We start from the raw sequence: 26,246 nt of genomic DNA, 5'->3' as shown, positions 1-26,246 counted from the left end.
ACTACATCGAGATGTTCTACAACCCGATCCGCCGGCATGGTTCCGCTGGCGGCGTGTCACCGGTAGAGTTTGAAAGGCGCTACGCGCAGAGCGGCAACTGAGTGTCTACAGAACTCTGGCCGGTCCACTTGACCACATTTCAGACTTTTCTCACTAGTTTGAATGTTGATCCATTGCCTAATCGCACTTCACCGCATACACCGGCCCGGCCCCTATCAGCATCAGCGCCATGTAGTCGCTGTCGCTGGCCTTGCCCTTCAACGTCGCGCCCTTGTTGAAGTGGAAGATGCCGAAGCCGCCGGACATGCGGATCAGGGCACTGTCGATCTGGTCGGCGTCGTCGCGGAAGTAACGGCTGATCTCGCTGCGGGTGGCCTTGTGCAGGGCGTTCGGTTCGCGCTGCCACTGCGCGCCACGGCTGAAGGAAACGAAGTACTGGCCGCCTTCCTTGTCGATGCGGAAGTCGGCGGGCTTGCGCGCGGCGGTGGCGAAGCAGCCCTGCAATGGGTCGGCGGAGAAGGGAAGCCGCGCATCGTCGCCGCAGGCAGTGAGCAGCAGGAGGGCACCGGGCAGCAGCAGGCGGCGCGCGCGCATGGGATGTCCCTACAGGGCAGGTGCGGCTAGTGTAGGCAGCACGCGGGCGTGGCCCGTACAGAAATTCGGCAAGGACACAGGGGTTTTCGGATGGCGCAGGGCAAGGCACCGTGGTGCGGCGTGGCCAGTTGGCTGGGGATTGCTGTGGGCTGGGGCGCGGGCACCGTGGCGGCGCAGGCGGCAGTCGCTGCCGGTGGCAATGGCATGGCCGCTGGGCTGGGGGTGGGCGTGCTGGGCGCGGCCTTGGTGGGCGGTGGCCTGGCAGTGGCCTCGCGCGTGCGTGGCGAGCGCTGGCCATGGATCGGCATCGGCGGTGCGGTGCTGAGTGCGCTGCCGCTGCTGATGTACCTGCTGCGGATGATGCTGAAGCTCTAGCGGCAGTGCCGGCCGCTGGCGGGCAACTGGAGATGGGGTCCGAAGCTCATGAGGGTGCCGGCCAGGGGCCGGCACTACCTGGCGGCTCACTCGCTGCGGTGGATCTCCACCGTCACATGCACCAGTTCTTCATGGATCGCCAGCGCGTTGCGCACGGTATCGGCATCCAGTGTGGCGTCGCTGGTGACCACGCTGGCGCTGACCGCGTACTTGCCGCGACCGACCTGCCAGACGTGCAGGTCGGCCAGGCGTGCCGGCCACGGGCCCTGTTCGATCACTTCGCGCACTTCGGCCACCACCGGCGCGTCCATCTGCGCGTCGAGCAGGATGCGGCCGCTGTCGCGCAGCAGGCCGACCGCCCACACCGTGACCAGCACGGCGCCGACCAGGCCCATCACCGGGTCCAGCCAGGTCAGGCCGAGCAGCTTGCCGCCGAGCAGGGCGACGATGGCCAGCACCGAGGTGGCGGCGTCGGCCAGCACATGGACGTAGGCCGAGCGCAGATTGAGATCGTGACCGTGCGCATGGCCGTGGTCGTGGTGGTCGTGGCCATGCCCGTGGTCATGGTGATGGGCATGACTGTGGTGATGATGCGCGTGGCCCGGGCTGTCGTGCAGCCACCAGGCGCACAGCAGGTTCACGCCCAGCCCGACGGCCGCAATGGCGATGGCTTCGTTGTAGTGGATCGGCGCCGGTACCCACAGCCGCTCCAGCGATTGCACGGCCATCAGCGCGGCCACGCCGAGCAGGGCGATGGCGCTGGTATAGCCGGCCAGGATCTCGATCTTCCAGGTGCCGAAGGCAAAGCGCGGGTCGTGCGCGTAGCGGCGTGCGCAGCGGTACGCAAACACTGAAAGCCCGAGCGCCAGCGCATGCGAACTCATGTGCCAGCCATCGGCGAGCACGGCCATGGAGTTGAACCACCAGCCGCCGACGATCTCCACGACCATCATGCTGACGGTGAGCCACAGGGCGCGGCGGGTATTGCGTTCGGCCAGCGGATTGCCGTCGTCGAAGCGGTGTTCGTGGCGACGGGCGGCGGCGAGGGCGTCCAGGTGCATGGAGGGTGACCAACGGAGGTGGAGTGGATACCCCCATAGGGTATATGATCCAGCCATGGCCCATGTACACAGGAATCGAAAGCAGCTGCTGACCCGGGTGCGCCGCATCGCCGGCCAGGTCGCGGCACTGGAGCAGGCACTGGACACGCCCGAGGGCGAGGCCGGCGACTGTGCGGACGTGCTGGTGCAGGTTGCCGCCGTGCGCGGTGCCGCCCACAGCCTGCTGATGGAGCTGCTGCACGAGCACCTGCAGGAACACGTGGTGGGCGCCGAAGACCCGCAGCAGCGGGCGGCCGAGGCCGAGGTGCTGGTCGAGCTGCTGCGGCGCTACGGGAAATGACCAGGTAGTGCCGCGCGTTCCAGATATGCGTGGCGGCCAGCAGCAGGCTGCCCGTGACCGTCATCGGTGTTTCCCAGTCGTGCGAGGGCAGCGCCAGTGCACCGGCCAGCAGCAGGCCGAGCCCGGTGCCGGCGGTGGCCCAGGCCAGCACCGGCAGCGGGTGACGGCGTTCGGCGCGCCACAGCGCGTAGCCGGTCAACGGCAGGGCGATGGCCACGAACAGCAGATGCACCCATTCCGCTTCAGCCCACGTGCCGAACAGCGGCAGCGCGGCGGCAAGCAGGGGCAACGCCAGGCAGTGCAGCAGGCACAGGCCGGACAGGGCGACCGCGCCGGCATCGAGCAGGGCGGCAGACGGTGACTTCATCGGGGCGGCTCCTTGCGCAACAAGTGTTATACAGTAACATTTCCGTTCCGCAGCCAACCCGCTCCGACATGAACACTGCTTCCCGCGCCGACCGTCGCCTTCCGGTCACCGTGCTGTCCGGCTTCCTGGGGGCCGGCAAGACCACCCTGCTCAACCAGATCCTGCGCAACCGCGAGGGCCTGCGCGTGGCGGTCATCGTCAACGACATGAGCGAGGTCAACATCGATGCGCAGCTGCTGCGCGAGGGCGGCGCCGAACTGCGCCGCACCGAAGAGACGCTGGTGGAATTCAGCAATGGCTGCATCTGCTGCACGCTGCGCGACGACCTGCTGCAGGAAGTGCGGCGGCTGGCCGACGCCGGGCGCTATGACTATCTGCTGATCGAGTCGACCGGGATCGGTGAGCCGATGCCGGTGGCGGCCACCTTCGCGGTACGCGACGAGCAGGGCTTCAGCCTGAGTGACATCGCGCGCCTGGACACGATGGTGACGGTGGTGGATGGCAGCGCGTTCCTCGCCGACTTCGGCTCGACGCTGCGCCTGGCCGAGCGTGGCCAGCAGGCCGGACCGGACGATGATCGCGGCGTGGTCGACCTGTTGTGCGAGCAGGTCGAGTTTGCCGACGTGATCGTGGTCAGCAAGGTCGACCAGACCGATGGCGAAGTGCTGCAGGACACGCTGGCCGTGCTGCGCGGCCTGAACCGCGACGCGAAGCTGCTGCTGTCCCGCTTCGGTGACGTGCCGCTGGCCGAGCTGCTGGACACCGGTCGCTTCGACTTCGAGCGTGCGCAACGCGCGCCGGGCTGGGTGAAGGAACTGCGTGGCGAGCACACGCCGGAAACCGAGGCGTACGGCATCGGCAGTTTCGTCTACCGCTCGCGGCGACCGTTCCATCCCGCCCGCTTCGCCCGCGCGCTGCAGTCGGGCATGCCTGGCGTGATCCGCAGCAAGGGCTGGTTCTGGCTGGCCAACCGCATGGACTGGGTGGGTGAGCTGAGCAGCGTCGGCGCCGCGACACGCACGCAGGCCGCAGGATTCTGGTATGCCGCGCGTGATCGCGTACGCGCAGGGCTGGAGGACACGCCGCCGTTGCTGCCGCCCACGCCGCTGCCGTACAGCGACCTCGGCTGGGCGCGGCAGCAGGCCGATTGCTGGAGCGCACCGTTGCCGGGGCCGGAGCACTTCCCGGACGCGGCCGCGCATCTGGCGATGCAGCGCCTGTGGCACCCGTTGTGGGGGGATCGCCGCCAGGAACTGGTGGTGATCGGCGTGCACATGGATGAGCGTGCGGTCCGTGCGGAACTGGATGCCTGCCTGCTCAACGACCAGGAACTGCGTGCCGGACCGCTGCTGTGGCAGCAGATGCCGCAGGCATTCCCGGTGTGGAAGCGGTGACGGTGCACTGAGGATCCATGGGTTGCCGGCCAGCGGCCGGCACTACCCCTGGTCGATACGCCATCCACGCATGGCGTGGATCTACAAGGCGTCACGCCACTGCCAACCCTCGGCGCTCACCTGCAACACCTGCGTCGGCCGCAGCGCCTGCAGCAGGTGCCGGTCGTGGCTGACCATCACCAACGCGCCCGGCCAGGCCACCAGTAGTGCTTCCAGCGCCTGCAGGGCACCCAGATCCAGCGCATTGCCGGGCTCGTCGAGCAGCAGCAGCTGCGGTGCTGGATCGGCATACAGCACGCTGGCCAGCGCGCCTTTCACCCGCTCGCCGTCGCTGAGGTGGTGGGCGGCACGCTGGATGCGCTGGGCGTCCAACCCGAGCAGGGCCAGCCGTGTGCGCAGTTCACCGGTATCGGCCGCCGGGTTGGCAGCCTGCACGGTGTCGAGAATGCTGCGTTCGCCGGAGAGTCCCAGCAGCTGCTGGTCGAGCAGCGCCAGCGGCGCATGCCGTTGCACGGTGCCACTGCGTGCAGGCAGCTGGCCGGCCAACACGCGCAACAGCGTGGACTTGCCACTGCCGTTGTCGCCGACCACGGCGATGCGCTGGCCGCGGCGGATCTCCAGCTGCAACGGCGCGCGGCAGCCATGCGGCAGCACCAGCGACTCGGCCTGCAGCAGTCGTGCGCTGCCTCGCTCGCCCTCACTGGCAAACAGTGCCAGCTCCGGTGTGGCGTGAACCGCCGAGGCCGCAGCGCGCAGCTGCTCTGCGCTGGCCTGCAGGCGCTCGGCCTGTACCTGCTGCGCGCGGCCATGGCTGGCCTCGGCACGCTGCTTCTGCCGGCCGAGCAGGATCGGTGCCTGGTTGGCCTGCTTCGCATCACGATTGCCGCGCGCCTGGCGTTGCTGTTGCCGTTCGTGCTGTTCGCGCGCACTGCGCTGCTGCTGCCGGTGCTGGGCGCGGGCGTGGTCGAGCTGCGCAGCGGCCGCTTCGCGCTCGGCGGCCCGCGCGTCGGCGTAGTGTTGCCACGGCCCGCCATAGCGATGCAGTCCGCGCGCGTCGAGCTCGACGATCTGCTGCATGTGCGCCAGCAGTTGGCGATCATGGCTGATCACCAGCAGGCCGCCGCGCCACTGCTGCAACCGTTCGTACAACTGCTGGCGATGGCGGGCATCGAGGTGGTTGCTGGGTTCGTCCAGGATCAGCCACTCGGCGCCGCTGGCCCAGGCGCCGGACAGCGCCACCTGCATGGCCTGCCCGCCACTGAGGCGCGCAGCGGGTTGGGCGGGATCGAGATCGCCGGGCAGCCCGAGCACCTGCCATTGCTGCCGCAGGCGCTCGCGCAGATCCCAGCGCTCGCCGACGCAGGCGAAATCGGCTTCGTCCACGCCGCCGGCTTCGATGCGTTGCAGCGCGGCCAGTGCCTCGCCGACGCCGGCCAGTTCGCCGACCGTGCCGGCGGGTGGATAGCCGGGTGTCGGCAACAGGAACATGCGGCCGCTGCGGCGGATCTGCCCGCTGTCGGGCAGCAGCCGGCCGGCGAGCAGGCGTGCGAGCACGCTCTTGCCGGTGCCATTGGCACCGACCAGACCGGTGGCGACGGGTTCGAAGGAAAACGTCAGATCGGCGAACAGCGGGCGGCCGTCTGCCAATCGATACGACACGCGATCGAGCGTAAGGGAATGCGGGGTCATGCGACCTCCATGGATGCCGGGTTCTCCCCTGCGCGCAGGGGCGGGAAGAGTCAGGCCGTCTAATGGGAAGACGGCGGCATCAATGGCGCATCGGTCGCGAGCCTCTTGGAGGAATGAGGGGCCAGTATAACGGGGCTGGCTGAATGGCTGCGTGCAGCGGCAGAGCCAAGCCATGCTCGGCTGACCTTGAGCATCCACGCATGGCGTGGATCTACGGCACGGTACCCAGCCGGGCGCCGACGAAGTCGATGAACACCCGCAGCTTCGGCAGCACGTGGCGGCCCGAGGGCCACAACAGGTGGAAGGTGCCGCAGGAGTGCACGTGATCTTCCAGCACGGTGACCAGGCGGCCGTCGGCCAGCGCCTCGCGCACCGAGTGCACCGGCACGAAGGCCAGGCCGGTATCGCGCAGCGCCAGCGCCACCCGTGCTTCGATGGTGTTGGCCACCATGTGCACCGGAAGTTCCTGTGGCGTTTGATCGTCGGGCCAGTGGATCGGCCACGGCTCCAGCTTGCCGGTGGTGGGGAAGCGATAGTGCAGCAGCGTGTGCTGCATCAGTTCCGCCGGCGTGCGCGGAACCCCGCGGCGCTGCAGGTAGCCCGGCGAGGCGATGACACGGCGCGGGAACACCCCCAGCCGGCGTGCGTTCATCCGCGAGTCGCTGGGTTCACCCACGCGCAGCACCGCATCGAAGCCTTCCTCGATGACATCGACCAGGCGATCGCTGAAGTCGAGATCCAGGCGGATATCCGGGTACGCCGCCATGAACTCGGCCATCAACGGCAGGGTGAGGTCGCCGACCAGCGGCAGGCTGATGCGCAGCGTGCCGCTGGGCGTGGCGTGCGGTTGTGCCAGCTCGGTGCGGGCCGCATCGCGTTCGTCGAGGATGCGCCGGCAGCGCGCCAGGAACAGCTGGCCTTCGGCGGTGAGGGTGATGCTGCGGGTGCTGCGGTGGAACAGGCGCACGCCGAGCGCATGCTCCAGCCGTGCAACGCACTTGCCGGCGGCGGAAGCAGAGATGCCCTGCAGGCACCCGGTCTCGACGAAGCTGCGGGTGTCGGCGGCGTGGACGAAGGTCTGCAGGTTGGCGAGGTTGTCCAGGACTGACATCGGCGTAGGGGCAATGAAAGCGGCAGGGTAGGGTCGTGTGCTCGCGGCGGGCGGCGGCGCCACCGCAACACTGTGGTGCGGGACGGGCGCTGGCCCTTGCGGCCTTGCAGTTCCGGCCATCATGCCGATTGCGGACTGCACGGTCCATGATGCCCGGAGCCGCAACCGGCTTTTTGCGCCGCGCCGTGCTGCCTAACGTGGCGGGCCTCTCCCCCACGGATCACCGCGATGAATGCCGCTTTTTCACTTGAACGCGCACCGACGCTGCCTTTGGTGCAGCGCGTGCTGCAGCAGGTCCACCCGACGCGCCTGGTCGGTGCGGTGGTGCTGGTGCGCGAACATGGCGTGCTGCGCCACGCCAGCGCGACCGGGCTGGCCGAGCGGGAGTCGGGCATGCCGATGCAGCGCGACCAGCTGTTCCGGCTGGCCTCGGTCAGCAAGCCACTGCTGAGCACGGTGATCCTGCGCCTGGTGGCCGAAGGCGTGCTCGACCTCGATACGCCGGTGCAGCGCTGGCTGCCGGATTTCCGGCCGGCGCTGGCCGATGGCCGCAGGCCGCCGATCAGCCTGCGCCAGCTGCTCAGCCACAGCAGCGGGCTGGGCTACCGCTTCCTGGAAGCCGATGCGCACGGACCGTACGCCCGGGCCGGCGTCAGCGATGGCATGGACGCCAGCCCGGTGTCCCTGGCCGAGAACGTGCGCCGTATCGCACAGGCGCCGCTGCTGTTTGAACCGGGCAGCCAGTGGCTGTACTCGCTGGGCGTGGACGTGGCCGGTGCGGTGGCCGAAGCGGCGACCGGTGAAACGTTGCAGGCGCTGTTCGAGCGTCTGCTGGCTGCCCCGTTGGGCCTGCGCGATACGGCGTTCGCCACGCGCGCTGCCGAGCGCCTGGCAACGCCCTATGTGAGCGACACGCCGCAGCCGCATCGCCTGCAGGAAGGCGAGATGGTCGCGCCGTTCGAGGGCACGGTCGGCATCGAGTACAGCCTTGCGCGCGCCACCGATGCCAGCCGCTTCGCCTCGGCCGGTGCGGGCCTGGTCGGCACCGCCGACGAGGTGATGGCAGTGCTGGAGGCGCTGCGAGACGTGCGCACATCCGACCTGCTGCCGTGTGCGCTGGCGGCAGAGATGGCCAGCCCGCAGGTGGGCGAACAGGGGCCGCCGGAGCCTGCCGGCTGGGGCTTCGGGCTGGGCTTTGCGGTGCTGCGTGATGCCGCCGCCAGTGGTACCCCGCAGGGCGTGGGCAGCTGGCGCTGGGGCGGCGCGTACGGGCACAGCTGGTTCGTCGATCCGGCGCGCGGGCTGAGCGTGGTGGCGCTGACCAACACGCTGTACGAAGGCATGGATGGCGCGTTTGTCGATGAACTGCGCGACGCGGTCTATGCCGACCTGGAGACCACGCGATGAGCGGCCATGCCATCGATGCAGCCAGTCCGGCGGGCGAGGCCACGCGCCTGCCGTGGGCCGGCCTGCTGGCGCTGGCCGGCGGCGGCTTCATCACCCTGCTGACCGAGACCCTGCCGGCCGGCGTGCTGCGGCCGATGGGCGAGAGCCTGGGCGTGAGTGATGCTGCCGTGGGCCAGCTGGTCAGTGTGTATGCGCTGGGCTCGGTGATGGCGGCGCTGCCGATGACCGCGTTGACCCAGCGCCTGCCACGACGCCCGCTGCTGCTGGCGGCCATCGCCGGCTTCGTAGTGGTCAACACGCTGACCGCGTTGAGCAGCAGCTATGCACTGATCCTCGCTGCGCGTTTCCTGGCCGGGGTGAGTGGTGGCCTGCTGTGGTCGCTGGTGGCTGGCTACGCCGCGCGCATGGTGGTGCCGTCGCTGCAGGGGCGGGCCATCGCGGTCGCGATGGTCGGGTCGCCGCTGGCGCTGTCGCTGGGGGTGCCGGCGGGGACACTGCTGGGCCAGCAGATCGGCTGGCGCTGGGCGTTCGCGCTGATGAGCGTGCTGGGCCTGCTGCTGCTGGCCTACGCGCGCTGGGCGTTGCCTGCGCTGCCGGCCGCCGGGGCCGGGCAACGCACTTCGCTGGCGACCGTGTGGCGCCTGCCCGGTGTACGCAGTGCGCTGCTGGTGATGGCGCTGTACGTGCTGGCGCACAACGTGCTCTACACCTACATCGAGCCGCTGGCGGTCGATGCGGGCGCCGGTGCATGGCTGGACCGGCTGCTGCTCGCCTTCGGCGTGGCAGCCATCGCTGGCATCGGCATTGCCGGCTGGGGCGTGGATCGCCACCTGCACGCACTGGTGTGGGCAGCGGTGATCGGCTTCATCGTGCCGGTGCTGGCGTTGCTGGTGTGGCCCGGCGTGGCAGCGGTACTGCTGCTGGCGACGATCCTGTGGGGCGTGGCATTCGGCGCGGTGCCGACCCTGTTCCAGACCGCATTGGCCCGGCGTGCCGGGGCTGCGGCCGATCTGGCGCAGTCGATGCTGGTGACCGGCTGGAACCTGGCCATCGCCGGCGGGGGCGTAGCGGGCGGCATGCTGCTGCAGGCCAGCGGCCCCCGTCAGCTGGGATGGCTGCCGTTGCTGTTGCTGGCGGTGACCGCCGCGTGGCTGCTGGCACGCCCGAAGGCGTGGGCGTAGGCGGCGATCACGGGTCAGGTGGTGCCGGCCAGCGGCCGGCACTGCCGGGGTGCCTCACTCCAGTGGCACCTGTTCGATCGGCACGCTGCGCGGGTTCTGCATGTGTTCGCGTGCAGGACCGTACTGCTGCTGCCGCTTGTGATGGAAGGCAATGAATTCATCGCGTGGCAGTGGCCGCGAGAACAGCCAGCCCTGACCGAATTCCACATGCCGGCTGTGCAGGTAGGCCAGCTGCGCTTCGGTTTCCACGCCCTCGGCCACCACCCACAGGCCCAGCTCCTTGGCCATGTCGATGATGTGCGGGGTGACCGGGCTGGTCGCGCTTTCGGTGCCGATCGCATCGATGAACGACTTGTCGATCTTCAGCGCATCCAGTGGCAGCTGTTCCAGGTACTGCAGGCTGGAGAAGCCGACGCCGAAATCGTCGATGGCCACGCTGTGGCCGGCACGGCGGGCGGCGGCGAGCATGGTGCGCGCGCGGTCCAGGTCGAGGAAGCCGCGTTCGGTGGCCTCCATCCAGATCTGCTGCGGCAGGATGCCGCTGCCGGCCATGTGCCGGGAGATCATCTTCAGGGCGCGGCCGCTGCTGATGTCTTCGGCGGCGAGGTTGATCGCGATGTGGGCGCTGCGATCGGCCACCAGCAGCTCGCGCATGTCGCGCACCACGTTCTCGATCACCAGGTCGGTGACGTCGGCGATCATGCCCGCCTCTTCGGCCAGCGGAATGAACAGGTCCGGTCGCACCTGGGTGCCATCCGGGCGCTGCCAACGGACCAGGGCCTCGGCGCCGACGCAGATGCCGGTGTCCAGTTCGATGATCGGCTGGTAATGCAGGTACAGCTCGCGGCGGCGGATGGCGGTGGCCAGTTCACCGCGCAGCGACAGGCGGCGGCGCGAGAGCCAGATCACCAGCCCGGCGCCGGCGGCGGCCAGCAGCAGGCCCACCGGCACGTACAGCCACGCCTGCTGGCGGAACGCGGCGGCCAGCGCGGTGCGCGGGGTGGTGGCGATCGCCAGCCACTCCTCGTTGCGCGCGGTGGCGAACAAGGTGGTGTGGTCCAGGCCCTCGCCGGGGTCGCGCAGCAGCGTCTGCAGCAGCTCCGGATCCATGCCCGACTGCTTGGCCAGCAGGCGTCCATCGGGGCTGGCCAGTGCCAGCCGCACATTCGGGTCGGCGATGACATCGACGAAGCGGCGTGGGTCCACCAGAGCGTCGTAGGACCCATACAGGATCGCCAGCACCTGGCGTCGCCCGCTTATTTCCGGGCGCACGTCCACTGCGATGCCGGCGCCGTCGCTGGTGACGTGGTCCGGCCTGGGCTGATCCACATCCGACAGGAACGGCCCCCAGGAGGTGCAGCGCAGCTTGCCTCCTTCGAAGTAGCCCATCTGGTCAATCGATGGGGTGGTCATCACCAGGGTCTGCATGCGCCGGATGTGCTCGGGGCTGCAGGACACGTAGGCACCGGCTTCGGCGGATTTCAGCGCCGCCAGCGCCTCCTGGTAGGACAGGTCGGAGCGGCGCAGGGTGCGATCGGCGATGTCGCGCAGGCGCTGCTGTTCGACGCTGACCGCGCGGTCCCAGGTGGCGTAGGCCATGACCGCGATCGGCACCGCAGCGGCCAGCAGGGCCAGTGCGGTACCGCCGATGATGACGCGCAGGCGGCTCATGGCCGGGGCTCCAGCGGGGCGGGCGGGGCAGGGCGCATGGTCGGGCCGGTCCTTGGGCAGATGCGGCTATCTCAGCATGGCACCGGGCCGGGCGGAATGGGATCAATACGGTATTCGGTCACATTGTGGTGAAAGCGGCCTGCTTTGACGCAATGGGGCCGTCTGGCGCTGGCGCTCGGCGTCGCGGAGGACTACCGTCGAACGCTTCGCCCGCCCCTTCCCGCGCCCATGACCGAGCCCGCCACGCCCCCCGAGCACCTGCGCCGCAGCCTGTCCAACCGCCACCTGCAACTGATCGCCATCGGCGGTGCCATCGGCACCGGCCTGTTCATGGGCTCGGGCAAGACCATCAGCCTGGCCGGCCCGTCCATCGTCTTCGTCTACCTGATCATCGGCGCGATGCTGTTCTTCGTGATGCGTGCGATGGGCGAGCTGCTGCTGTCCAACCTGCAGTACAAATCCTTCATCGATTTCTCCACCGACCTGCTCGGCCCGTGGGCCGGGTTCTTCTGTGGATGGACCTACTGGTTCTGCTGGATCGTCACCGCCATTGCCGACGTGATCGCGATCGCCTCCTACGCACAGTTCTGGTTCCCGGGGCTTGAAGCCTGGAAACCGGCGCTGGCCTGCGTGATGCTGCTGCTGGCGTTGAACCTGGTGACGGTGAAGCTGTTCGGTGAAATGGAATTCTGGTTCGCGCTGATCAAGATCGTGGCGATCTGTGCGCTGATCATCACCGGCGCCGGTCTGGTGGCGTGGGGCTTCACCTCACCCAGCGGCCACACCGCGTCGCTGTCGAACCTGTGGAATGACGGTGGCATGTTCCCGATGGGCCTGGTCGGTTTTTTCGCTGGATTCCAGATTGCGGTGTTCGCCTTCGTCGGCATCGAGCTGGTCGGCACCACCGCCGCCGAAACCGCCGACCCCGAGCGCAACCTGCCCAAGGCAATCAACTCGATCCCGGTGCGCATCATCATCTTCTATGTGCTGGCGCTGATCGCGATCATGGCGGTCACCCCGTGGCGGCAGGTGGTGCCGGACAAGAGCCCGTTCGTGCAGCTGTTCGTGCTGGCCGGCATTCCCGCCGCGGCCAGCCTGATCAATTTCGTGGTGCTGACCTCGGCCACGTCCTCGGCCAACAGTGGCATCTTCTCCACCAGCCGCATGCTGTACGGCCTGGCCGAAGAGGGCCACGCTCCGCGCGGGCTGTCGAAGTTGTCGCGCGCTGCGGTGCCGGCCCGTGGCCTGCTGTTCTCGTGCCTGTGCCTGCTGGGCGGCACGCTGCTGATCTACCTGATTCCGAACCTGGTGACCGCCTTCACCCTGGTGACGACGCTGGCGACGGTGCTGTTCATCTTCGTCTGGTCGCTGATCCTGGTGGCCTACATGGCCTATCGCCGTCGCTACCCGGAGCGCCACGCTGCCTCGATCTTCAAGATGCCCGGCGGCGTCGCCATGTGCTGGGCCTGCCTGGTGTTCTTCGCCGCCGTGCTGGTGCTGCTGAGCCTGCAGGTCGACACCCGCCAGGCGCTGATCGCCAGCCCGGTGTGGTTCGTGCTGCTGGGCGCGGGGTATTGGGTGCGCCGGAAGGCCGCGAAGTGATCCAACGTCTCCGTTCCATCGATTGATCCATCGTCTCCAGAGAGTTTCATCCACGCAGGGCGTGGATCTACTGTCAGCCGCAGGAAATCGGCCGCTGCCGTTGCCGTTGAGGTTGCCGGCCAGCGGCCGGCACTACCGCGGGTGCAGGGCGCAGCCCTGCCAACCGCCCATTCACCCAACATTCGCGGGCGCGGCCGGATCATCCGGCCGCCATGTCCCATCGACCTCTCCTGCTTGCACTGGTGCTGCTGCCCATCCTGTGGCCCGGGATGGCTGCCGCGCGCACGGTCTATCGCTGCGTGCAGGGCAACACCGTCAGCCTGGCCACCGCACCGGAGCCGGGATCGCGGTGCACGCCGAAGGAGATCGACGACAACGCCATCCAGGCCCCGAACCTGTGGGGCAACATGGGCGTGTTCAGTGGTGTGCTGTACGAGCGCGAGCAGGACGGCGTGCTGGTCTATTCCACCCGCAACCTGCCCGGCTCGCGGGTATTCCTGAAGTTCACCGTGGCCACGCCGCCGGGCGAGCCTGCACACGAGGGCCTGGGCAAGGTCGGCACGCCGCAGCTCGCGCAGCACGCCAGGCAGTTCAAGGCCGCGGCCAAAGCTACCGGCGTCGACGATGCCTGGCTGCGTGCGATCGCCCATGCCGAAAGCAATTTCGATCCGCTGGCGGTCTCGACCAAGGGCGCACAGGGCGTGATGCAGTTGATGCCGGAGACCGCACAGGAATATGGCGTGCGCGATCCGTTCTCGCCGCAGCAGTCGATCGAGGGCGGCGCGCGCTACATGCGCGCACTGCTACGCCGTTACAACGGCGATCGCCCGTTGGCGGCGGCTGCCTACAACGCGGGCATCGGTGCGGTCACCCGCTACAAGGGCGTGCCGCCCTACGCCGAAACCCTGGCCTATGTGGACAAGGTGATGGCGCTGTATGCGCGCTACCGCGAAGCGATGGGCATCCGCACCGAAGTGCCAGCCCGCTAGCGGACGGTGCTGCCTGCACGTGGCGTTGTAGAGCCGAGCCGACGCTCGGCTGCGCCAATTGCAGCCTAGCATCGGCTCGGCTCTACACAAAAGCCGCTCAGCGCGAGGTGGAAGTGCTGACCAGGTCGTAGCGCTCGATGCGGCCGACGCGTACCACTTCGGCCTGCACGTCGGCACGCTGCTTGAGTGCACGCCACGCGGCATCGATGCGCACATCGCCCGGCAATGACGGATAGGTGCGCATGTCCTGCAGGCTGGCCAGGGTTTCACCGCGTTCAACCGGCGAGCGCAGCTGTTCGATCAGCACGGCGGCGGCACCGTCCAGGTCGCCTTCTTCCAGCAGCATTTCGCGGTGGAACAGGCGGGCATCGTCGCGCTGGGCCAGGATCACCGCGCGTGCTGCATCGCGCGCCTTGGCATCACCGCGCTCGCGGGCCGCGGCGAACTGCAGCAGCGCCTGTGCGGCCTTGCCGTAACCGGCGAGGCCCGGCATGTCATTCACGGCCTGCGCAGCGTCCTGCATGCGTCCCAGCGAACTGAACACGAAGCCGACATTCATCTGGTGCTCGACACCATCCGGGCCGAGCGCGCCGATGCGGGCGGCCTGCTTCGCCGTGGCCAGTGCCTCATCGGTCCGGCCCAGCCGGCGCAGTGCGGTGAGCCGGCTGTTGAGCAGCCAGGCCACCCATTCCGCTTCCGTGGCGGCAGGCGATTCGCCGTTGCTGGCGGCAGCGGCCATGCCCTCGGTCAACGACAGCACTTCCTCGTTGCGGTCCAGCATCAGCAAGGTGGTGCTGAACTCGGCCATGCGCGCGTCCAGTGCGCGGTCGAGCAGGCCGGAAACACGCAGTTCATCGAGGTGGCGCTGTGCCGCCTGCACCGGATCGAAACGCGCGTCACCGCGATCGACATAGCGATCGAAGCGCTTGTCGCTGCGCAGGCGGATGATCTCGGCCGGGCTGTCGATGCGCGCCAGCGTGGCCGGAATGCTGTCGCCACGGCCGTTGTCGGCCTGCAGCGTGGCCAGCGCCAGCCACAGCCCGGTGGGTTCCAGGCCGCCACTCTTCCAGCCGTTGTCAAACAGCGCCTGCAGCAGGTCCATGCGCTTCTGCGGCTGGTCACGCAGGCGGTACTGCAGGTAGTTGACCGCGTGGTGATCGATCGGCAGCGGCGCGTCGGCGTGCCGCAGTGCCTTCACCAGCAAGGTGGTGGCTGCGGCCGGCTGGTTGTCCGACAGTTCCACCGACACCAGGGTGAGCAGGATCTGTGCATCCTCCGGCAGGGCCTCCTGCGCCCGCTGCAGGTAGCGGCGGGCCTGATCCGGCTTCTTCTGCATCAGAGCGGTCCAGCCGGCGACCTGCGAGGCGCGGCCGCGACGCTCGGCATCGAAGTCGTCCAGCAACGGATCCTCCATCAGCCGCTCCATGCTGATCAGTGCACCCAGCGTATTGCCGCCGCGTGCCTGCTGGATGGCTTCATCCCAGCGCGTGGCGTACGCCGCGTGTACTGCATCGGCGGTGGCCGATGGCTTCTGCGGGGCCACCGTGATCGAAGCGGAGGCGGGCGCACTGGCCAATGCGGCCAGCAGCAGTGCGGTGAGGGGGAGAGCGCGGGGCATGGAGAATCTCCATCCGTGGGAACCGCATTGAACCTGCTACGGCCAGCGAGGACAAGCACGACGAAGCGAATCCTGGCCTTCAGCCGCATGATCGGCCGTGGCGGATCGCACGCGCAGCGTCTATTGTCGGTGCCTCTTCAAGCAGCAAACAGAGGCAGCGCAACACGATGGAACGGTGGCAATGGATGGCGGCAGGGGTGGCGTTGGCAACGGCGGTGGGCTTGGCTGCAACCTGGTGGGACACCCCGCTGAAAACGCTGGCCGGCCCTGCCGGCCCGGTGCCCACGCCCTTGGCCTGGACCGCGCAGATCGAGCCGCTGGCGGGTGATGGCCACCCCGGTGACCGCGACGGTGCGTCCGCGCAGGCGCGCTTCGCCGACCCGTATGCACTGCTGCGCGGCACCGATGGCAGTGTCTATTTCACCGATGCCGGTGACAACAACCGGATCCGCCGCCGCCTGCCCGATGGCCGCGTTGAAACCGTGGCCGGGCAGGGTGAGGGCCGTGTCGATGGCCCTGCGCTGCAGGCCAGCTTCAATACGCCCTCGGGCATTGCCGGCGATGCGCAGGGCAACCTGTACGTGGCCGACACCGGCAACCATGCGATCCGCCGCATCGGCACCGATGGCCAGGTGACCACGTTGGCCGGTGGCGAACAGGGCCACGCCGACGGCCCGGCCACGCAGGCGCGCTTCGATGCACCGATGGGCGTTGCGGTGGACGCGCAGGGCCAGGTCTACGTGGCGGACACGTTCAATGACCGCATCCGGGTGATCGGTACCGATGGCAGTGTGCGCACCCTGGCTGGTGGTGATCGGCCAGGCTTTGCCGATGGCGTGGGCGCCGCTGCGCGTTTCGATACGCCAGTGGCGCTGGCCTTCGACGCGCAGGGTGCCTTGCTGGTGGCCGATCTGTTCAACAACGCCGTGCGCCGGGTGGGGGCCGATGGCACGGTCAGCACCGTGGTCGCCGCCGGTGGCGTGATCAATGGGCCGCTGTCGCTGGCCACCACCCACGACGGCGTGCTGTACGTGGGTGATCTGGATGGCCGCATCGTGCAGGTGACGCCGCAGGGCCACCAGATCGCGCTGGTCGGCAATGGTCGCCTGCCGCGCCTGGCCCGCCCCAGTGGATTGGCGATGGATGCCGATGGCAGCGTGCTCGCGGCCGACGCCGCAGGCTACCGCCTGCATCGCCTGCGCCCGCTGCCGGTGGGCGAACTGCCGACACCGGCACTGGTCGGCCCGGCCGCTGATGCCGCGCTGCCGAAGACGGGGGGCCGTTGGCCGCTCGCACCGCAGGACGGCTGGCACGAAGTGGTCGGCACCCTGGGCGAAGTGCGCGGCAACTTCAGCGGTGAGAGCCGCCACCACCTGCATGGCGGCTTCGACGTGCGCGGTGATGTGGGCCAGACCGTGCTGGCGATTGCCGATGGCAAGATCAGCAGCCCGGTGGCGGCCTGGAACCTGGGCGAGCAGGCCGAGGGCCTTGCGGTGGACCGCCTCAAGTACATCCACATGCGCGTCGGCCGCACCCCGCGCGATGTGCCGTTCGACGCGCGCTGGCAGGCGCTGTACGACGAGCAGGGCAAGCTGCAGCGGATGCGCGTGCGCCGTGGCATGCGCATCCACGTGGGTGACCGCCTGGGCAGCATCAACAACCAGGCGCACGTGCACCTGGCGGTGGGCACCGGTGGTTTCGAGACCAATGCGGTGGCGCTTGGCTTCCATAACTACGCCGATCACTTCGCACCGCGCATCACTGATGTAGCACTGCTGGACGACAACGACCAGCCGATGGCCGCAGGCAGCGATGGCGTGGTGATGGTTGCGCGGCAGGGGCGTGGCGTGCAGATCGTGGTGGAGGCCTGGGACCAGGTCGACAACAATCTGCCACGACGCCGCCTGGGCATGTACCAGGTGGGTTACCAGATCCTCGATGCTACGGGACAACCGCTGCAGGGCTACGAGCAGCCGCGCTGGAACATCGTGTTCAACCGCATGCCGCCGCAGCGGGAAGCAGTGCGCGTGGCCTACGCACCGGACAGCGGCATCACCGTGCATGGCAGCGCGGTGACCCGGTTCCGCTACCTGGCCACCAACACCGTGCGTGATGGCCTGATGGAAACCGGACGCTGGCAGCCGGCGGCGTTGCCGCCGGGCGAGTACGTCGTGCGCGCCAGCGTGCGCGACTACAGCGGCAACGAAGGCGTCGGTCCGCGCGAGATCAGGGTACGGCTGCTGCCATAGCCGCAGCCGGGGCGCCGCAGCGTTCGCGCTCGGCGTCCATGTCTTCCAGCGGCCGCACTTCGATGCTGCCGAAGCGTGCCCACGGGAAGTCGCGGGCGATGCGCATGGCGTCGTCGCGGTCGCGCGCTACGATCAGGTTGAAGCCGGCCAGCAGTTCGCGGGTCTCGGCGAAGGGGCCATCCAGTACGCGGCTGTGGCCATCACGTACGCGCAGCGTCTGTGCGGTGTCGACCGGTTGCAGCTTCTGTGCGGCCAGCAGGGTGCCTTCGGCCTGCAGTTTGTCGGCATGGGCCAGGCAGTCGCGCATCAGCGCGTTGAATTCTTCGGTGGGCAGGGCCTGCAGCAGGGCAGGCTCGATGTAGATCAGAAGCAGGTACTGCTGCATGGCGCGGTCCTGGCGGGGGCGGGTGCCCATGATGGCGCAGGATTGCGCACGGGCATGTTGCAGCGCGGGAAGCGGCGCCTTCGCCGACCCTCGCCGAAGGCCCGCTTTCCGCGGAAGAAAAAAAATTTCCAACAGACGTGTCGATTCCCAGTCCCCTGGTTCGTTGTACCCAGTGAAGGGCACGCACCACGCGTCCCACGGGAGACCAAAATGAAAGTGATGGTGATCGTGAAGGCCAACGCCGACTCCGAAGCCGGCCGCATGCCCAGCGAACAGGAACTGTCCGAAATGGGCGCCTTCAACGAACAACTGGTGGCCGCCGGCATCATGCTGGCCGGTGAAGGCCTGCACGCCACCCAGCGCGGCCGTCGCATTCATTTCGGCGCCGGGGCACCCAAGGTCGAGGCCGGTCCGTTCGGTCCTGCCAGCGAACAGATCGCCGGCTTCTGGCTGTGGGAGGTGCGGTCGCTGGACGAGGCCGTTGAATGGGCCAGCCGTGCGCCGTTCGGCGAGGGCGGCACGCTGGAACTGCGTCCCCTGATCTCCGCAGAAGACTTTGGTGAAGCCTTCACCCCCGAATTACAGCAGCAGGAACAGCGTCTGCGTGCACAGCTGGAAGGCTGACCCGATTCCTCTCCCAACCGGGCACGCCCCGGCACTACCACCCTGAACCGCACAACGGAGTATTGCCATGAGACTGATTCCCTTCCTCGGCTTCAGCGGCCAGGCCCACGAGGCAATGGCGTTCTATGCCAAGGCACTCGGTGGCCAGGTCACCTCGGAATTGAAGTACCGCGACATGCCGCCCTCCGATGGCTCGCCGGGCTGCAACGAAATGCCGCCGGAAACCCTCGACCACGTCGCGCACAGCCAGCTCGAGATCGGCAACGCCATCCTGATGGCAGCCGACGGCCCCGGCGGAGGCGAGGGCGGCTCGACCACCATCAATGTCGATGTCGACAGCATCGAAGAAGCCGAACGCGTGTTCGCCGCGCTGGCCGAAGGTGGCCAGGTGCAGATGCCGATCGGCGAAACGTTCTGGGCACATCGCTGGGGCATGCTGATCGACCGTTACGGCAAGCCGTGGATGGTCAACTGCATGAAGCAGCCCTGATCCCGCCTCTGTCATCCACAAGGAGCTTCAACGATGAGTGCACCACAACCGCAGATGATCTTCGTCAACCTGCCCGTGCAGGACCTGGAGAAGTCCAAGGCGTTCTTCACCGCGCTGGGCTACAGCTTCAATCCGACCTACACCAACGACGACGCGGCCGGCATGGTCATCAGCGAAAGCATCTACGTGATGCTGCTGACCCAGCCCTTCTTCCAGCAGTTCACCAACAAGCCGATTGCCGACGCGCACACCCACACCGAAGTGATCAACGCACTCTCGGCACCCAGTCGCAAGGCCGTTGACGAGTTGGTGGACAAGGCCCTGGCCGCCGGCGCCAGCGAACCGCAGCCGGCGCGCGACTACGGCTTCATGTACCAGCGTGGCTTCCAGGACCTGGACGGCCATCTCTGGGAGATCGCACACATGGACGGCGAGCCGGGCTGACGGCCGCCGCAGGAGAACCCGCATGGCTTACGTGGACGCTTACGTGCTGCCGTGCCCGCAGGACAAGGTGGCGGCCTACCGCCGCCTTGCCCGCAAGGCCGGCGCGGTGTGGAAGGACCATGGCGCGCTGCAGTACATGGAATGCGTGGCCGACGATGTGGAGCCGGGCAAGAGCACCTCGTTCCCGCGCGCGGTCAAGGCGAAACCGGGCGAGACGGTGATCGTCGCCTTCGTGGTGTTCCGCTCGCGCGCGGCACGCGACCGCATCAACGCAAAGGTGATGGCCGACCCGCGACTGGCGTCGCTGGGCCCGAAGGACATGCCGTTCGATACGAAGCGCATGTTCTGGGGCGGCTTCAAGCCGATTGTTGAAGCGTGAGCTGCGGCGCTTGTGCGGGCCGGGCCTGCGTGCTGTGATCGGCGCATGCTCGAGCCCGCACTGACGCAGCGTCTGGAAACCCTCTGGCGGATGGAGTCGCCAGTGCTGATCGCGCGCCTGGCGCGGCTGCTCGGTGGCGATGTCGGCCGTGCCGAGGAACTGGCCCAGGACACCTGGCTGGCCGCGCTGGAGCGTTGGCCGGAGCAGGGCATCCCGGACAACCCCGGAGCCTGGCTGATGACCACCGCGCGCAACCGTGCCATCGATGTGCTGCGCCAGCACCAACGTGTGGCTCAGCAGCACGCGCAATGGGGCGAGGAACTGCATCCGGCGGCGCTGCCGGCACCCGATGACAGCCAGGCGCTGGAGGACGACCTGGGCGATGACCTGCTGCGGCTGATGTTCGTGGCCTGCCATCCCGTGCTGCCGGCCGATGCGCGCGTGGCGCTCACCCTGCGCCTGCTCGGTGGCCTGACCACCGTGGAGATCGCGCGCGCGTTCCTGCAGCCGGAACCGACCATCGCCCAGCGCATCGTGCGCGCCAAGCGCACCCTGGCGCAGAAGCAGGTGCCCTATGAAGTGCCGCGCGCGGAGGCGATGCCGGAGCGCCTGGCCTCGGTGCTGGAGGCGATCTACCTGGTGTTCAACGAAGGCTATGCGGCCAGCGCCGGCGACGACTGGATGCGCCCGACGCTGTGCGAGGAAGCGCTGCGGCTGGCCCGCATCCTGGCCCATCGGTTGCCGGTGCCGCCGGTATTGGGCCTGCTGGCGCTGATGGAGCTGCAGGCCTCGCGCGCAGCGGCGCGGGTGGACGCGCAGGGCGTGCCGGTGCTGCTGGACCAGCAGAACCGCGCACGCTGGGATTGGCTGCAGATCGAACGTGGGCAGCAGGTGCTGGCGCGTGCGCTGGCCGCGGGTGGTGGCGACGATCCCTACGTGCTGCAGGCGCGCATTGCGGCCTGCCATGCAGCGGCGCGCCGCCCCGAGGATACCGATTGGCCGCGCATTGCTGCGCTCTATGCACAGCTTCTGCAGGTGCAGCCTTCGCCAGTGGTGGCATTGAACCGGGTGGTGGCGATCCTGCGCAGCGACGGCCCCTTTGCCGCCTGGGCGCAGCTGCAGCCCTTGCTGGTCGACGCGCGCCTGCGTGACTACGCGCCGCTGCAGGTGGTGCGTGGCGAGCTGTTGCAGGCACTGGGGCGCGAGCAGGATGCGCGTGACGCTTTTGGCGAGGCGGCTCGGCTCAGCCAGAACCAGGCCGAGCGTGGACTGTTGCGGCAGCGGGCGGGCCTGCCCCCCACGGACTGAGCCGACAAGGACAGCACTTGTCGCCGCGCGCCTTAGCGGCTATGTTTCGCGCCCAGCGGACGCATCAGCGCCCGCATTCCGTGCGTATTGACCGAGGAGCGGTTGGATGTATTCAAGGACGAAGAGCGCATCGCGCGCTTTTGCGCGCCTGCTTGCCTGTGCCCTGTGCCTGGCCGTATGGCCGATGGCCGTGCAGGCCGCGGACAAATCGCAGCAGGCCTATTGGGCCGGTTTTGCCTATACCGCTGACGCCGCCGCCGTGCAGGCGACCACCCCACATGCGCATGCGGTGCTGGAACGGCGTGGCCTGATCCCGCTGAACCAGACGCTGGCGCAGTCGCTCAAGCGCCGCGCACCGGCCCACCTGGAGCTGATCGACCAGCCGGTGGCGATGCTCGACGGCACCACCAGCGCCACCGTGCTGGCCGCCGCGCTGGACCGCGAACTGGTCTCGGTCGAGCCGATCGGCGACCAGTACAAGGTGCTGGTGGAAGTGGCGCTGCAGGCGTTGTTCTTCGACTTCCGCGAGCGCCAGGTGATCGCGTCCTATCCGCTGACCCTGCAGCGCATCGACGTGCAGGATTACCGACCGGACAACGACGATATCGACGCGATCGTCGCCGATCTGCTGTATGGCGGCGCCGATACCAGCCTGTCGCAGGTGCTGGCGGCCAGCCTCGCCCAGGCCAGGTTGCCCGACGCGGCGGTGCGCCGTCTGCAGGTCGGTGGTGTAACCCTGTCCGACGCGGTCCGCGCCAAGCTGCCCGACCCGAAGTGGGAAGCGCCGCTGCGCGCCACCCTCGCCCATGAACTGTCCAAGACGCTGTCGTCCAACACCGGCGTCGGGCTGCTGCCGCCGGCCTCGGGCCAGGCGATCGGTGGCGCGATGGCTGCCCGCTTTGCCGACGGCAAGGTCTACCAGCTGAAGATTCCCGAGCCCGACTACGTCATCAACCTGCAGGTCGATGCACTGAAGAGCGGTGTGATCGAGGAAACCCCGGCGATGAAGACGATGCTGTTCGGCGCCTTCTTCACCGCCAAGGTGACCGAGCCGTTCTCGGGGAAGGTCTATTTCGAACAGCCACTGCGCAAGGGCGCCACCAAGGTGGTGCCGGCCACGCAGTGGCAGGTCGACCAGTGGTCGGCCAGCTACGAAACCCTGCTGGCCGGGCTCGACGCCTTCGCCGGCGCCGCCGCCAAGCGTGCCGATTCGCGCGCCTGGCTGGACGAACAGAAGCCGGGCGGCCGCCCGTTGCAACAGCAGACCCAAGCCCTCCAGGAGTTGATCAAGTCATGTCGTTGATGCGTACCATCCTGCTCATCCTCATCGCGCTGGTGGTGGCCTCGCCGGTCGCTGCGCAGACCGCGAGTTCGCGCGGCACCGGCTCGGCCAGCTACGGCCTGCGCCTGAGTGCCGATACCCGTGCCCAGGCCCTGAACAAGGCCAAGGTCAATGCCCTGGAGGCGTACATCGCCGAAACCGGTGCGGCCAAGCTGCGCCTGTTCGAAGCGCGCCGCGCCGAGTTCATCGGTGAGATCGACCGCTACGTGCTCAGCGCTGTGCCGCTGTCGGACACCGAAGACAAGAAAGCCAAGACCTACACCGTCACCGTCCGTGCCGAGATCAACACCACCCTGCTGCAGACCAAGCTGGATGCGGGTTCGGCCGTGGCCGGTGCCACCGCCGCGCAGCGCTCGCTGCTGACCTTCCTGTTCATGGCGCGCTCGCAGGACACCGTGCAGTCGTTCCAGGACAAGGAATACCGCCGCGTCGACGCCAGCAGCAGCTACAGCGAGAACACCCGTGAGGGCGACAGCTTCCGCGGCAACTCGGTCAGCACCAACGGCAGCATCAACCAGAATGGTTCGGTGTCGGTCACCAGCGGCGGCAGCACCACCGCGCGCGCCGACAACATCACCTGGAAGGTGGCCAACGCCGCCGAGGTCAACACCGCGATGACCGGGGCCTTCAGCGCCGCGGGCTACGAAGTGGTTGAAGCCGAATACGTGGAAGGCGAATCGCGTGGCCTGCTCAGCATCGAGCGCATCCGCAAGGACTTCAGCACCGGCAACGACCTGGCCCCGGCCACCCTGCGTGACACCGCCAACGGCATCCGTGCGGCCAACATTCCGTACATCGCCGTCGGCACCCTCGACATCGGCATGCGCGACCGTGATCCGGCCAGTGGCAACACCCGCGTGTTCGTCACCGTCACCGGCAAGGTGCTGGATGTGACCGGTCGTTTCCCGCGCACCGTGTCGTCGGTCGGCCCGGTGCAGTTCTCCGGCACCGGCCCGAATGAAACCGTGGCCCGTACCAATGCCCTGCAGCTGGCTGCCGAAAAGGCCGCCCAGCAGATGATCAACGAACTGAACGTCAAGGCGGTCCGCTGATCCGCCGCCCCCGTGGGTGCCGAGCGCGCTCGGCATCCACCGGGGCTTACCGATTCCCCACGTGCCGCACCGCGGCCGTCTCTCCCAAAGGACTCTCACATGATCCGCAATACCGCTCTTGTCCTGGCCATCGCGGCCGCCACCCTGTCGATGCCGGCGCACGCTGGCCTGGGCAAGCTGAAGGACCTGGCCGGCGCCGCCACCGGTACCTCCAGCAGCAGCGCCTCCAGCGCCGTCGCACCGGATGAAGCCGCGCAGGAAGCACTGGTGCGTCGTTTCGTCAGCTCGCAGTCGCACTCGCTGCAGGCCCAGACCTCGTTCGCCCGTGCCTTCGGCCTGGCCGAGCAGGTGCAGCTGCTGGAAGCCGAGCGCCAGGCGCTGTCGTCGGGTTCGGTCAGCGTCGATGCGATGAAGAAGTCGGTGTCGGTCAGCGAAGCCGCTCAGGCCGCGATCGACGAGCGCCAGGCCGCGCAGCCGGAGCTGAACGCTGAATCCAAGCAGCACTATGCCGAAGGCCTGGTCTCGCTGCTGGCGTCGGCTGCCGAAGCGCAGAAGCTGGGCGGCGAAGCCAGCAACTTCACCGCCGGCATGAAGAACCTGGGCGCCACCCAGATGGCGACCGTCGGCCGTAAGCTGGCTGCCGGTGCATGGGTGGCCAAGGAATCGCCGGGCTTCATCCAGGGCCTGTACGGCTCGACCAAGTCGGCCGTGACCTTCGCCAAGAAGAGCAAGGTGAAGGTGCCGTCGAACGCCGATTCGATGCTCGACTCGATCTGATCCGAGGATCAACCCCATGCGTACGACCTCCCGTTTGATCGGCCTGGGCCTGGCTGCCGTGCTGCTTGCAGCCTGCGGCAAGCAGGACACCCCGGCCGCCGATGCGCCCACACCCGCCAAGGACAAGGCAACCAGTGCACTGGCCAGCAATGCGCCAGTGGAAGCAGCGCCCCTGCGTGGCACGCCGGATTTCGGCGGCACCACCCAGGTCGCGCGCGAGGCCGACGGCATCGGCAGCACCCCGGAACTGGCGGTGCTGGCGGCGCTGCAGTCGGCGGTGGCGCAGGTCAACGGCGTACGCGTGGCCAGCCAGATGCAGAGCCTGCGCGCAGGCCTGCATGTGGACGTGGATGATGAACACGTCGGCGATATCCGCGCCGACGCGTTCACCCAGCAGATGATCGCCGGCTCGCAGGGCGCGGTGCTGGGCTATGAAATCCTGTCGCAGGACGAAGTGCGGCAGCTGGACGAGGAAACCATCGCCCGCGTGCGCGCCAGCGATGAAGGCTGGAGCTTCAAGGGCTCGGCCTCTGCCAGCGCCTCTGGCGAAGCCACGGCCAAGGGCGGCGGTGCCTCGGCCAGCGTCAGGGAAAGCTACGACGAGAAGGTCAGCGTCGATGCCAAGCGTGGCGCAAGCTCGTTCGATTCCGACGTGACCCACCGCAGCATGCGCAGCTACTGGAAGGTACGCGTGCGTGCCCAGATCGCCCAGTACCGCGCACCGGACGAGCAGGGCAAGCCGAAGATCGTGGTCGCGCTGCCGCGTACGAAGGCCGGCAGCTATGCCGTGGGCGATGGCCGCGTGAGCGCCGATGAAGTGGCCGACGCGATCCGCGCACGCCTGTCCGACACGTTGACCCAGACCCAGCGCTTCATCGTGCTGGATCGCGAGTTCGGCGACGAACTGCAGGCCGAGATCGACCACATCAACAGCGGCAACGTGCGTTTGCAGGACACTGCCCGCGTCGGCCAGCAGCTGGCGACCGACCTGATCCTGATCCCGACCATCGAACGCTTCGAGTACCCGCGCAGCGTGCGCAACCTGCGCATGTCCGACCGCCAGGTGACCTCGTATTCCGGTGGCGGCCGCATCACCCTGCGCCTGATCAACGCCACCACCGGCCAGGTGGTGATGTCCGACAGCTTCGACCACCAGTTGGCCTCGACCGGCCCGAGCACCCTGCCGCGTGTGGTCAACGGCCGCAACATGGCTGCGGCGATGATGGAATCGCTGTCCGGCCAGATCGGCACCAGCATCGTCACCACGCTGTTCCCGGTATCGGTGGTGTCGGTGGACGGTGACCAGGTGGTGCTGAGCCAGGGCGGTGACACCGTGCAGGCCGGCCAGCGCTGGCAGGCCGTGCGCCTGGGCGAGGAACTGAAGGACCCGCAGACCGGCCGTTCGCTGGGCCGCAGCGAACACCCGTGCTGCACCATCCGCATCGACCGCGTGGCTGCGCAGACCTCGTACGGCACCATCGAAGATGGCGTTGACGCGATGCGCGGCGGCTTCCGTCCGGGCCAGATCGAACTGCGCCAGAAGCTGGGCAGCAAGCCGGCTGCCGCTGCTGCTGGCGCAACGGCCTCGGCAGCACCGGCTACCGCCGCGCGCCCGGTGGCCAAGCCGAAGCCCAAGCCTGCTGCCGCCCCGGCCGAAGACCCGAACTGGTAACACGCCCAAGCAACACACAGATGGGGTCAGAGCCCTTTCCTGCCGGGAAAGGGATCTGACCCCTTCGTGTTTCCGTTCGTGTCGACCAAGGTCGAGACCCCACCAACAGCAGCCGGACCCACCCC

At 68.4% G+C, this 26,246-nt stretch carries 24 protein-coding genes and 1 pseudogene; 17 read left to right on the top strand and 8 right to left on the bottom strand.

Features of this window, described 5'->3' with window-relative positions; all coding sequences use genetic code 11:
• Positions 1–177: 177 nt before the first annotated feature.
• Entirely contained in the window at positions 178–594 is a 417-nt protein-coding gene (locus WDC87_RS13680) for a hypothetical protein (RefSeq protein WP_049466063.1), read from the bottom strand.
• Positions 595–684: 90 nt separating this feature from the next.
• Between WDC87_RS13680 and WDC87_RS13675 the strand changes: the two genes are divergently transcribed.
• Entirely contained in the window at positions 685–969 is a 285-nt protein-coding gene (locus tag WDC87_RS13675) for a hypothetical protein (RefSeq protein WP_005415073.1), read from the top strand.
• Between the two features lie 86 nt (positions 970–1,055).
• Here WDC87_RS13675 and dmeF read toward each other — a convergent pair whose 3' ends face one another.
• A complete protein-coding gene (dmeF, locus tag WDC87_RS13670) occupies positions 1,056–2,030 on the bottom strand; it encodes a CDF family Co(II)/Ni(II) efflux transporter DmeF (RefSeq protein WP_053505804.1) in 975 nt (324 codons plus the stop codon).
• Positions 2,031–2,085: 55 nt separating this feature from the next.
• Between dmeF and WDC87_RS13665 the strand changes: the two genes are divergently transcribed.
• A complete protein-coding gene (locus WDC87_RS13665; protein WP_049466065.1) occupies positions 2,086–2,370 on the top strand; it encodes a metal/formaldehyde-sensitive transcriptional repressor in 285 nt (94 codons plus the stop codon).
• 7 nt (positions 2,371–2,377) lie between these two features.
• Here WDC87_RS13665 and WDC87_RS13660 read toward each other — a convergent pair.
• Positions 2,378–2,737: pseudogene (locus WDC87_RS13660) on the bottom strand (MerC domain-containing protein); the annotation flags it as partial.
• A 68-nt stretch (positions 2,738–2,805) separates the two neighbouring features.
• On the opposite strand from WDC87_RS13660, the gene WDC87_RS13655 reads away from it, so the two are divergent.
• On the top strand, positions 2,806–4,131 hold the full coding sequence (locus WDC87_RS13655) for a GTP-binding protein (protein ID WP_053505806.1): 1,326 nt from the start codon (positions 2,806–2,808) through the stop codon (positions 4,129–4,131).
• A gap of 81 nt (positions 4,132–4,212) precedes the next feature.
• Here WDC87_RS13655 and WDC87_RS13650 read toward each other — a convergent pair whose 3' ends face one another.
• Positions 4,213–5,820: an ATP-binding cassette domain-containing protein gene (locus tag WDC87_RS13650; RefSeq protein ID WP_053505807.1), complete on the bottom strand. Its 1,608-nt coding sequence runs from the start codon at positions 5,818–5,820 to the stop codon at positions 4,213–4,215.
• 211 nt (positions 5,821–6,031) lie between these two features.
• Positions 6,032–6,931: a LysR family transcriptional regulator gene (locus WDC87_RS13645; RefSeq protein WP_301655310.1), complete on the bottom strand. Its 900-nt coding sequence runs from the start codon at positions 6,929–6,931 to the stop codon at positions 6,032–6,034.
• Between the two features lie 228 nt (positions 6,932–7,159).
• Between WDC87_RS13645 and WDC87_RS13640 the strand changes: the two genes are divergently transcribed.
• The gene (locus WDC87_RS13640) at positions 7,160–8,338 is read left to right on the top strand and encodes a serine hydrolase domain-containing protein (RefSeq protein ID WP_252744487.1); all 1,179 of its coding nucleotides are present in this window, start codon (positions 7,160–7,162) and stop codon (positions 8,336–8,338) included.
• Complete coding sequence (locus WDC87_RS13635) at positions 8,335–9,519, top strand: MFS transporter (protein ID WP_252744486.1); 1,185 nt, start codon at positions 8,335–8,337, stop codon at positions 9,517–9,519. The genes WDC87_RS13640 and WDC87_RS13635 overlap by 4 nt, the downstream gene beginning before the upstream one ends.
• 54 nt (positions 9,520–9,573) lie before the next feature.
• On the opposite strand, the gene WDC87_RS13630 is transcribed toward WDC87_RS13635, so the two are convergent.
• Positions 9,574–11,190 (bottom strand): EAL domain-containing protein, encoded by a 1,617-nt coding sequence (locus WDC87_RS13630; protein WP_336331305.1) that lies wholly within the window; start codon positions 11,188–11,190, stop codon positions 9,574–9,576.
• Between the two features lie 228 nt (positions 11,191–11,418).
• On the opposite strand from WDC87_RS13630, the gene cycA reads away from it, so the two are divergent.
• Both cycA and WDC87_RS13620 read left to right on the top strand, forming a co-directional pair.
• Positions 11,419–12,792, top strand: coding sequence for a D-serine/D-alanine/glycine transporter (gene cycA, locus WDC87_RS13625; protein ID WP_336331304.1), 1,374 nt, complete (start codon positions 11,419–11,421; stop codon positions 12,790–12,792).
• A 212-nt stretch (positions 12,793–13,004) separates the two neighbouring features.
• The gene (locus WDC87_RS13620) at positions 13,005–13,781 is read left to right on the top strand and encodes a lytic transglycosylase domain-containing protein (RefSeq protein ID WP_088496303.1); all 777 of its coding nucleotides are present in this window, start codon (positions 13,005–13,007) and stop codon (positions 13,779–13,781) included.
• A 97-nt stretch (positions 13,782–13,878) separates the two neighbouring features.
• Here WDC87_RS13620 and WDC87_RS13615 read toward each other — a convergent pair whose 3' ends face one another.
• On the bottom strand, positions 13,879–15,399 hold the full coding sequence (locus WDC87_RS13615) for a tetratricopeptide repeat protein (protein ID WP_252745130.1): 1,521 nt from the start codon (positions 15,397–15,399) through the stop codon (positions 13,879–13,881).
• Positions 15,400–15,566: 167 nt separating this feature from the next.
• Between WDC87_RS13615 and WDC87_RS13610 the strand changes: the two genes are divergently transcribed.
• Positions 15,567–17,648 carry a gluconolaconase gene (locus tag WDC87_RS13610; RefSeq protein ID WP_252745129.1) on the top strand — a complete coding sequence of 694 codons (2,082 nt, stop codon included), beginning with the start codon at positions 15,567–15,569 and terminating at the stop codon, positions 17,646–17,648.
• Here WDC87_RS13610 and WDC87_RS13605 read toward each other — a convergent pair.
• Positions 17,626–18,033: a YciI family protein gene (locus WDC87_RS13605; RefSeq protein WP_049413606.1), complete on the bottom strand. Its 408-nt coding sequence runs from the start codon at positions 18,031–18,033 to the stop codon at positions 17,626–17,628. The genes WDC87_RS13610 and WDC87_RS13605 overlap by 23 nt on opposite strands.
• 210 nt (positions 18,034–18,243) lie before the next feature.
• Here WDC87_RS13605 and WDC87_RS13600 point away from each other — a divergent pair, with 210 nt between their 5' ends.
• The 9 genes from WDC87_RS13600 (at position 18,244) to WDC87_RS13560 (ending at position 26,121) form a co-directional block, all read left to right on the top strand.
• Entirely contained in the window at positions 18,244–18,657 is a 414-nt protein-coding gene (locus WDC87_RS13600; RefSeq protein WP_032953878.1) for a YciI family protein, read from the top strand.
• A 67-nt stretch (positions 18,658–18,724) separates the two neighbouring features.
• Positions 18,725–19,147, top strand: a complete 423-nt coding sequence (locus WDC87_RS13595; RefSeq protein WP_088496423.1) for a VOC family protein — start codon at positions 18,725–18,727, stop codon at positions 19,145–19,147.
• 33 nt (positions 19,148–19,180) lie between these two features.
• Positions 19,181–19,591: a VOC family protein gene (locus WDC87_RS13590; RefSeq protein ID WP_005415091.1), complete on the top strand. Its 411-nt coding sequence runs from the start codon at positions 19,181–19,183 to the stop codon at positions 19,589–19,591.
• Positions 19,592–19,613: 22 nt separating this feature from the next.
• Positions 19,614–19,970, top strand: a complete 357-nt coding sequence (locus WDC87_RS13585; protein WP_032128771.1) for a DUF1428 domain-containing protein — start codon at positions 19,614–19,616, stop codon at positions 19,968–19,970.
• 45 nt (positions 19,971–20,015) lie between these two features.
• Positions 20,016–21,278 carry a sigma-70 family RNA polymerase sigma factor gene (locus WDC87_RS13580; RefSeq protein ID WP_072167719.1) on the top strand — a complete coding sequence of 421 codons (1,263 nt, stop codon included), beginning with the start codon at positions 20,016–20,018 and terminating at the stop codon, positions 21,276–21,278.
• Between the two features lie 106 nt (positions 21,279–21,384).
• A complete protein-coding gene (locus WDC87_RS13575; protein ID WP_088496425.1) occupies positions 21,385–22,581 on the top strand; it encodes a hypothetical protein in 1,197 nt (398 codons plus the stop codon).
• On the top strand, positions 22,572–23,672 hold the full coding sequence (locus WDC87_RS13570; RefSeq protein WP_061478618.1) for a hypothetical protein: 1,101 nt from the start codon (positions 22,572–22,574) through the stop codon (positions 23,670–23,672). Before WDC87_RS13575 ends, WDC87_RS13570 begins: the two co-directional genes overlap by 10 nt.
• A gap of 99 nt (positions 23,673–23,771) precedes the next feature.
• Positions 23,772–24,449, top strand: coding sequence for a hypothetical protein (locus WDC87_RS13565; protein ID WP_252745128.1), 678 nt, complete (start codon positions 23,772–23,774; stop codon positions 24,447–24,449).
• Positions 24,450–24,465: 16 nt separating this feature from the next.
• Complete coding sequence (locus WDC87_RS13560; protein WP_252745127.1) at positions 24,466–26,121, top strand: CsgG/HfaB family protein; 1,656 nt, start codon at positions 24,466–24,468, stop codon at positions 26,119–26,121.
• Positions 26,122–26,246 lie beyond the last annotated feature (125 nt).

Source organism: Stenotrophomonas maltophilia group sp. Smal12 (genome assembly GCF_037079935.1).
GTDB lineage: Bacteria > Pseudomonadota > Gammaproteobacteria > Xanthomonadales > Xanthomonadaceae > Stenotrophomonas > Stenotrophomonas sepilia.
Note: the sequence above shows the minus strand (reverse complement) of the source record. Positions and strands in the feature narration are given on the sequence as shown.

Excerpts from the sequence above, each read along its gene's own strand:
- WDC87_RS13680 (WP_049466063.1), bottom strand. The coding sequence starts at position 594 with ATGCGCGCGCGCCGCCTGCTGCTGCCCGGTGCCCTCCTGCTGCTCACT.
- WDC87_RS13675 (WP_005415073.1), top strand. The coding sequence starts at position 685 with ATGGCGCAGGGCAAGGCACCGTGGTGCGGCGTGGCCAGTTGGCTGGGG.
- dmeF (WP_053505804.1), bottom strand. The coding sequence starts at position 2,030 with ATGCACCTGGACGCCCTCGCCGCCGCCCGTCGCCACGAACACCGCTTC.
- WDC87_RS13665 (WP_049466065.1), top strand. The coding sequence starts at position 2,086 with ATGGCCCATGTACACAGGAATCGAAAGCAGCTGCTGACCCGGGTGCGC.
- WDC87_RS13655 (WP_053505806.1), top strand. The coding sequence starts at position 2,806 with ATGAACACTGCTTCCCGCGCCGACCGTCGCCTTCCGGTCACCGTGCTG.
- WDC87_RS13650 (WP_053505807.1), bottom strand. The coding sequence starts at position 5,820 with ATGACCCCGCATTCCCTTACGCTCGATCGCGTGTCGTATCGATTGGCA.
- WDC87_RS13645 (WP_301655310.1), bottom strand. The coding sequence starts at position 6,931 with ATGTCAGTCCTGGACAACCTCGCCAACCTGCAGACCTTCGTCCACGCC.
- WDC87_RS13640 (WP_252744487.1), top strand. The coding sequence starts at position 7,160 with ATGAATGCCGCTTTTTCACTTGAACGCGCACCGACGCTGCCTTTGGTG.
- WDC87_RS13635 (WP_252744486.1), top strand. The coding sequence starts at position 8,335 with ATGAGCGGCCATGCCATCGATGCAGCCAGTCCGGCGGGCGAGGCCACG.
- WDC87_RS13630 (WP_336331305.1), bottom strand. The coding sequence starts at position 11,190 with ATGAGCCGCCTGCGCGTCATCATCGGCGGTACCGCACTGGCCCTGCTG.
- cycA (WP_336331304.1), top strand. The coding sequence starts at position 11,419 with ATGACCGAGCCCGCCACGCCCCCCGAGCACCTGCGCCGCAGCCTGTCC.
- WDC87_RS13620 (WP_088496303.1), top strand. The coding sequence starts at position 13,005 with ATGTCCCATCGACCTCTCCTGCTTGCACTGGTGCTGCTGCCCATCCTG.
- WDC87_RS13615 (WP_252745130.1), bottom strand. The coding sequence starts at position 15,399 with ATGCCCCGCGCTCTCCCCCTCACCGCACTGCTGCTGGCCGCATTGGCC.
- WDC87_RS13610 (WP_252745129.1), top strand. The coding sequence starts at position 15,567 with ATGGAACGGTGGCAATGGATGGCGGCAGGGGTGGCGTTGGCAACGGCG.
- WDC87_RS13605 (WP_049413606.1), bottom strand. The coding sequence starts at position 18,033 with ATGCAGCAGTACCTGCTTCTGATCTACATCGAGCCTGCCCTGCTGCAG.
- WDC87_RS13600 (WP_032953878.1), top strand. The coding sequence starts at position 18,244 with ATGAAAGTGATGGTGATCGTGAAGGCCAACGCCGACTCCGAAGCCGGC.
- WDC87_RS13595 (WP_088496423.1), top strand. The coding sequence starts at position 18,725 with ATGAGACTGATTCCCTTCCTCGGCTTCAGCGGCCAGGCCCACGAGGCA.
- WDC87_RS13590 (WP_005415091.1), top strand. The coding sequence starts at position 19,181 with ATGAGTGCACCACAACCGCAGATGATCTTCGTCAACCTGCCCGTGCAG.
- WDC87_RS13585 (WP_032128771.1), top strand. The coding sequence starts at position 19,614 with ATGGCTTACGTGGACGCTTACGTGCTGCCGTGCCCGCAGGACAAGGTG.
- WDC87_RS13580 (WP_072167719.1), top strand. The coding sequence starts at position 20,016 with ATGCTCGAGCCCGCACTGACGCAGCGTCTGGAAACCCTCTGGCGGATG.
- WDC87_RS13575 (WP_088496425.1), top strand. The coding sequence starts at position 21,385 with ATGTATTCAAGGACGAAGAGCGCATCGCGCGCTTTTGCGCGCCTGCTT.
- WDC87_RS13570 (WP_061478618.1), top strand. The coding sequence starts at position 22,572 with ATGTCGTTGATGCGTACCATCCTGCTCATCCTCATCGCGCTGGTGGTG.
- WDC87_RS13565 (WP_252745128.1), top strand. The coding sequence starts at position 23,772 with ATGATCCGCAATACCGCTCTTGTCCTGGCCATCGCGGCCGCCACCCTG.
- WDC87_RS13560 (WP_252745127.1), top strand. The coding sequence starts at position 24,466 with ATGCGTACGACCTCCCGTTTGATCGGCCTGGGCCTGGCTGCCGTGCTG.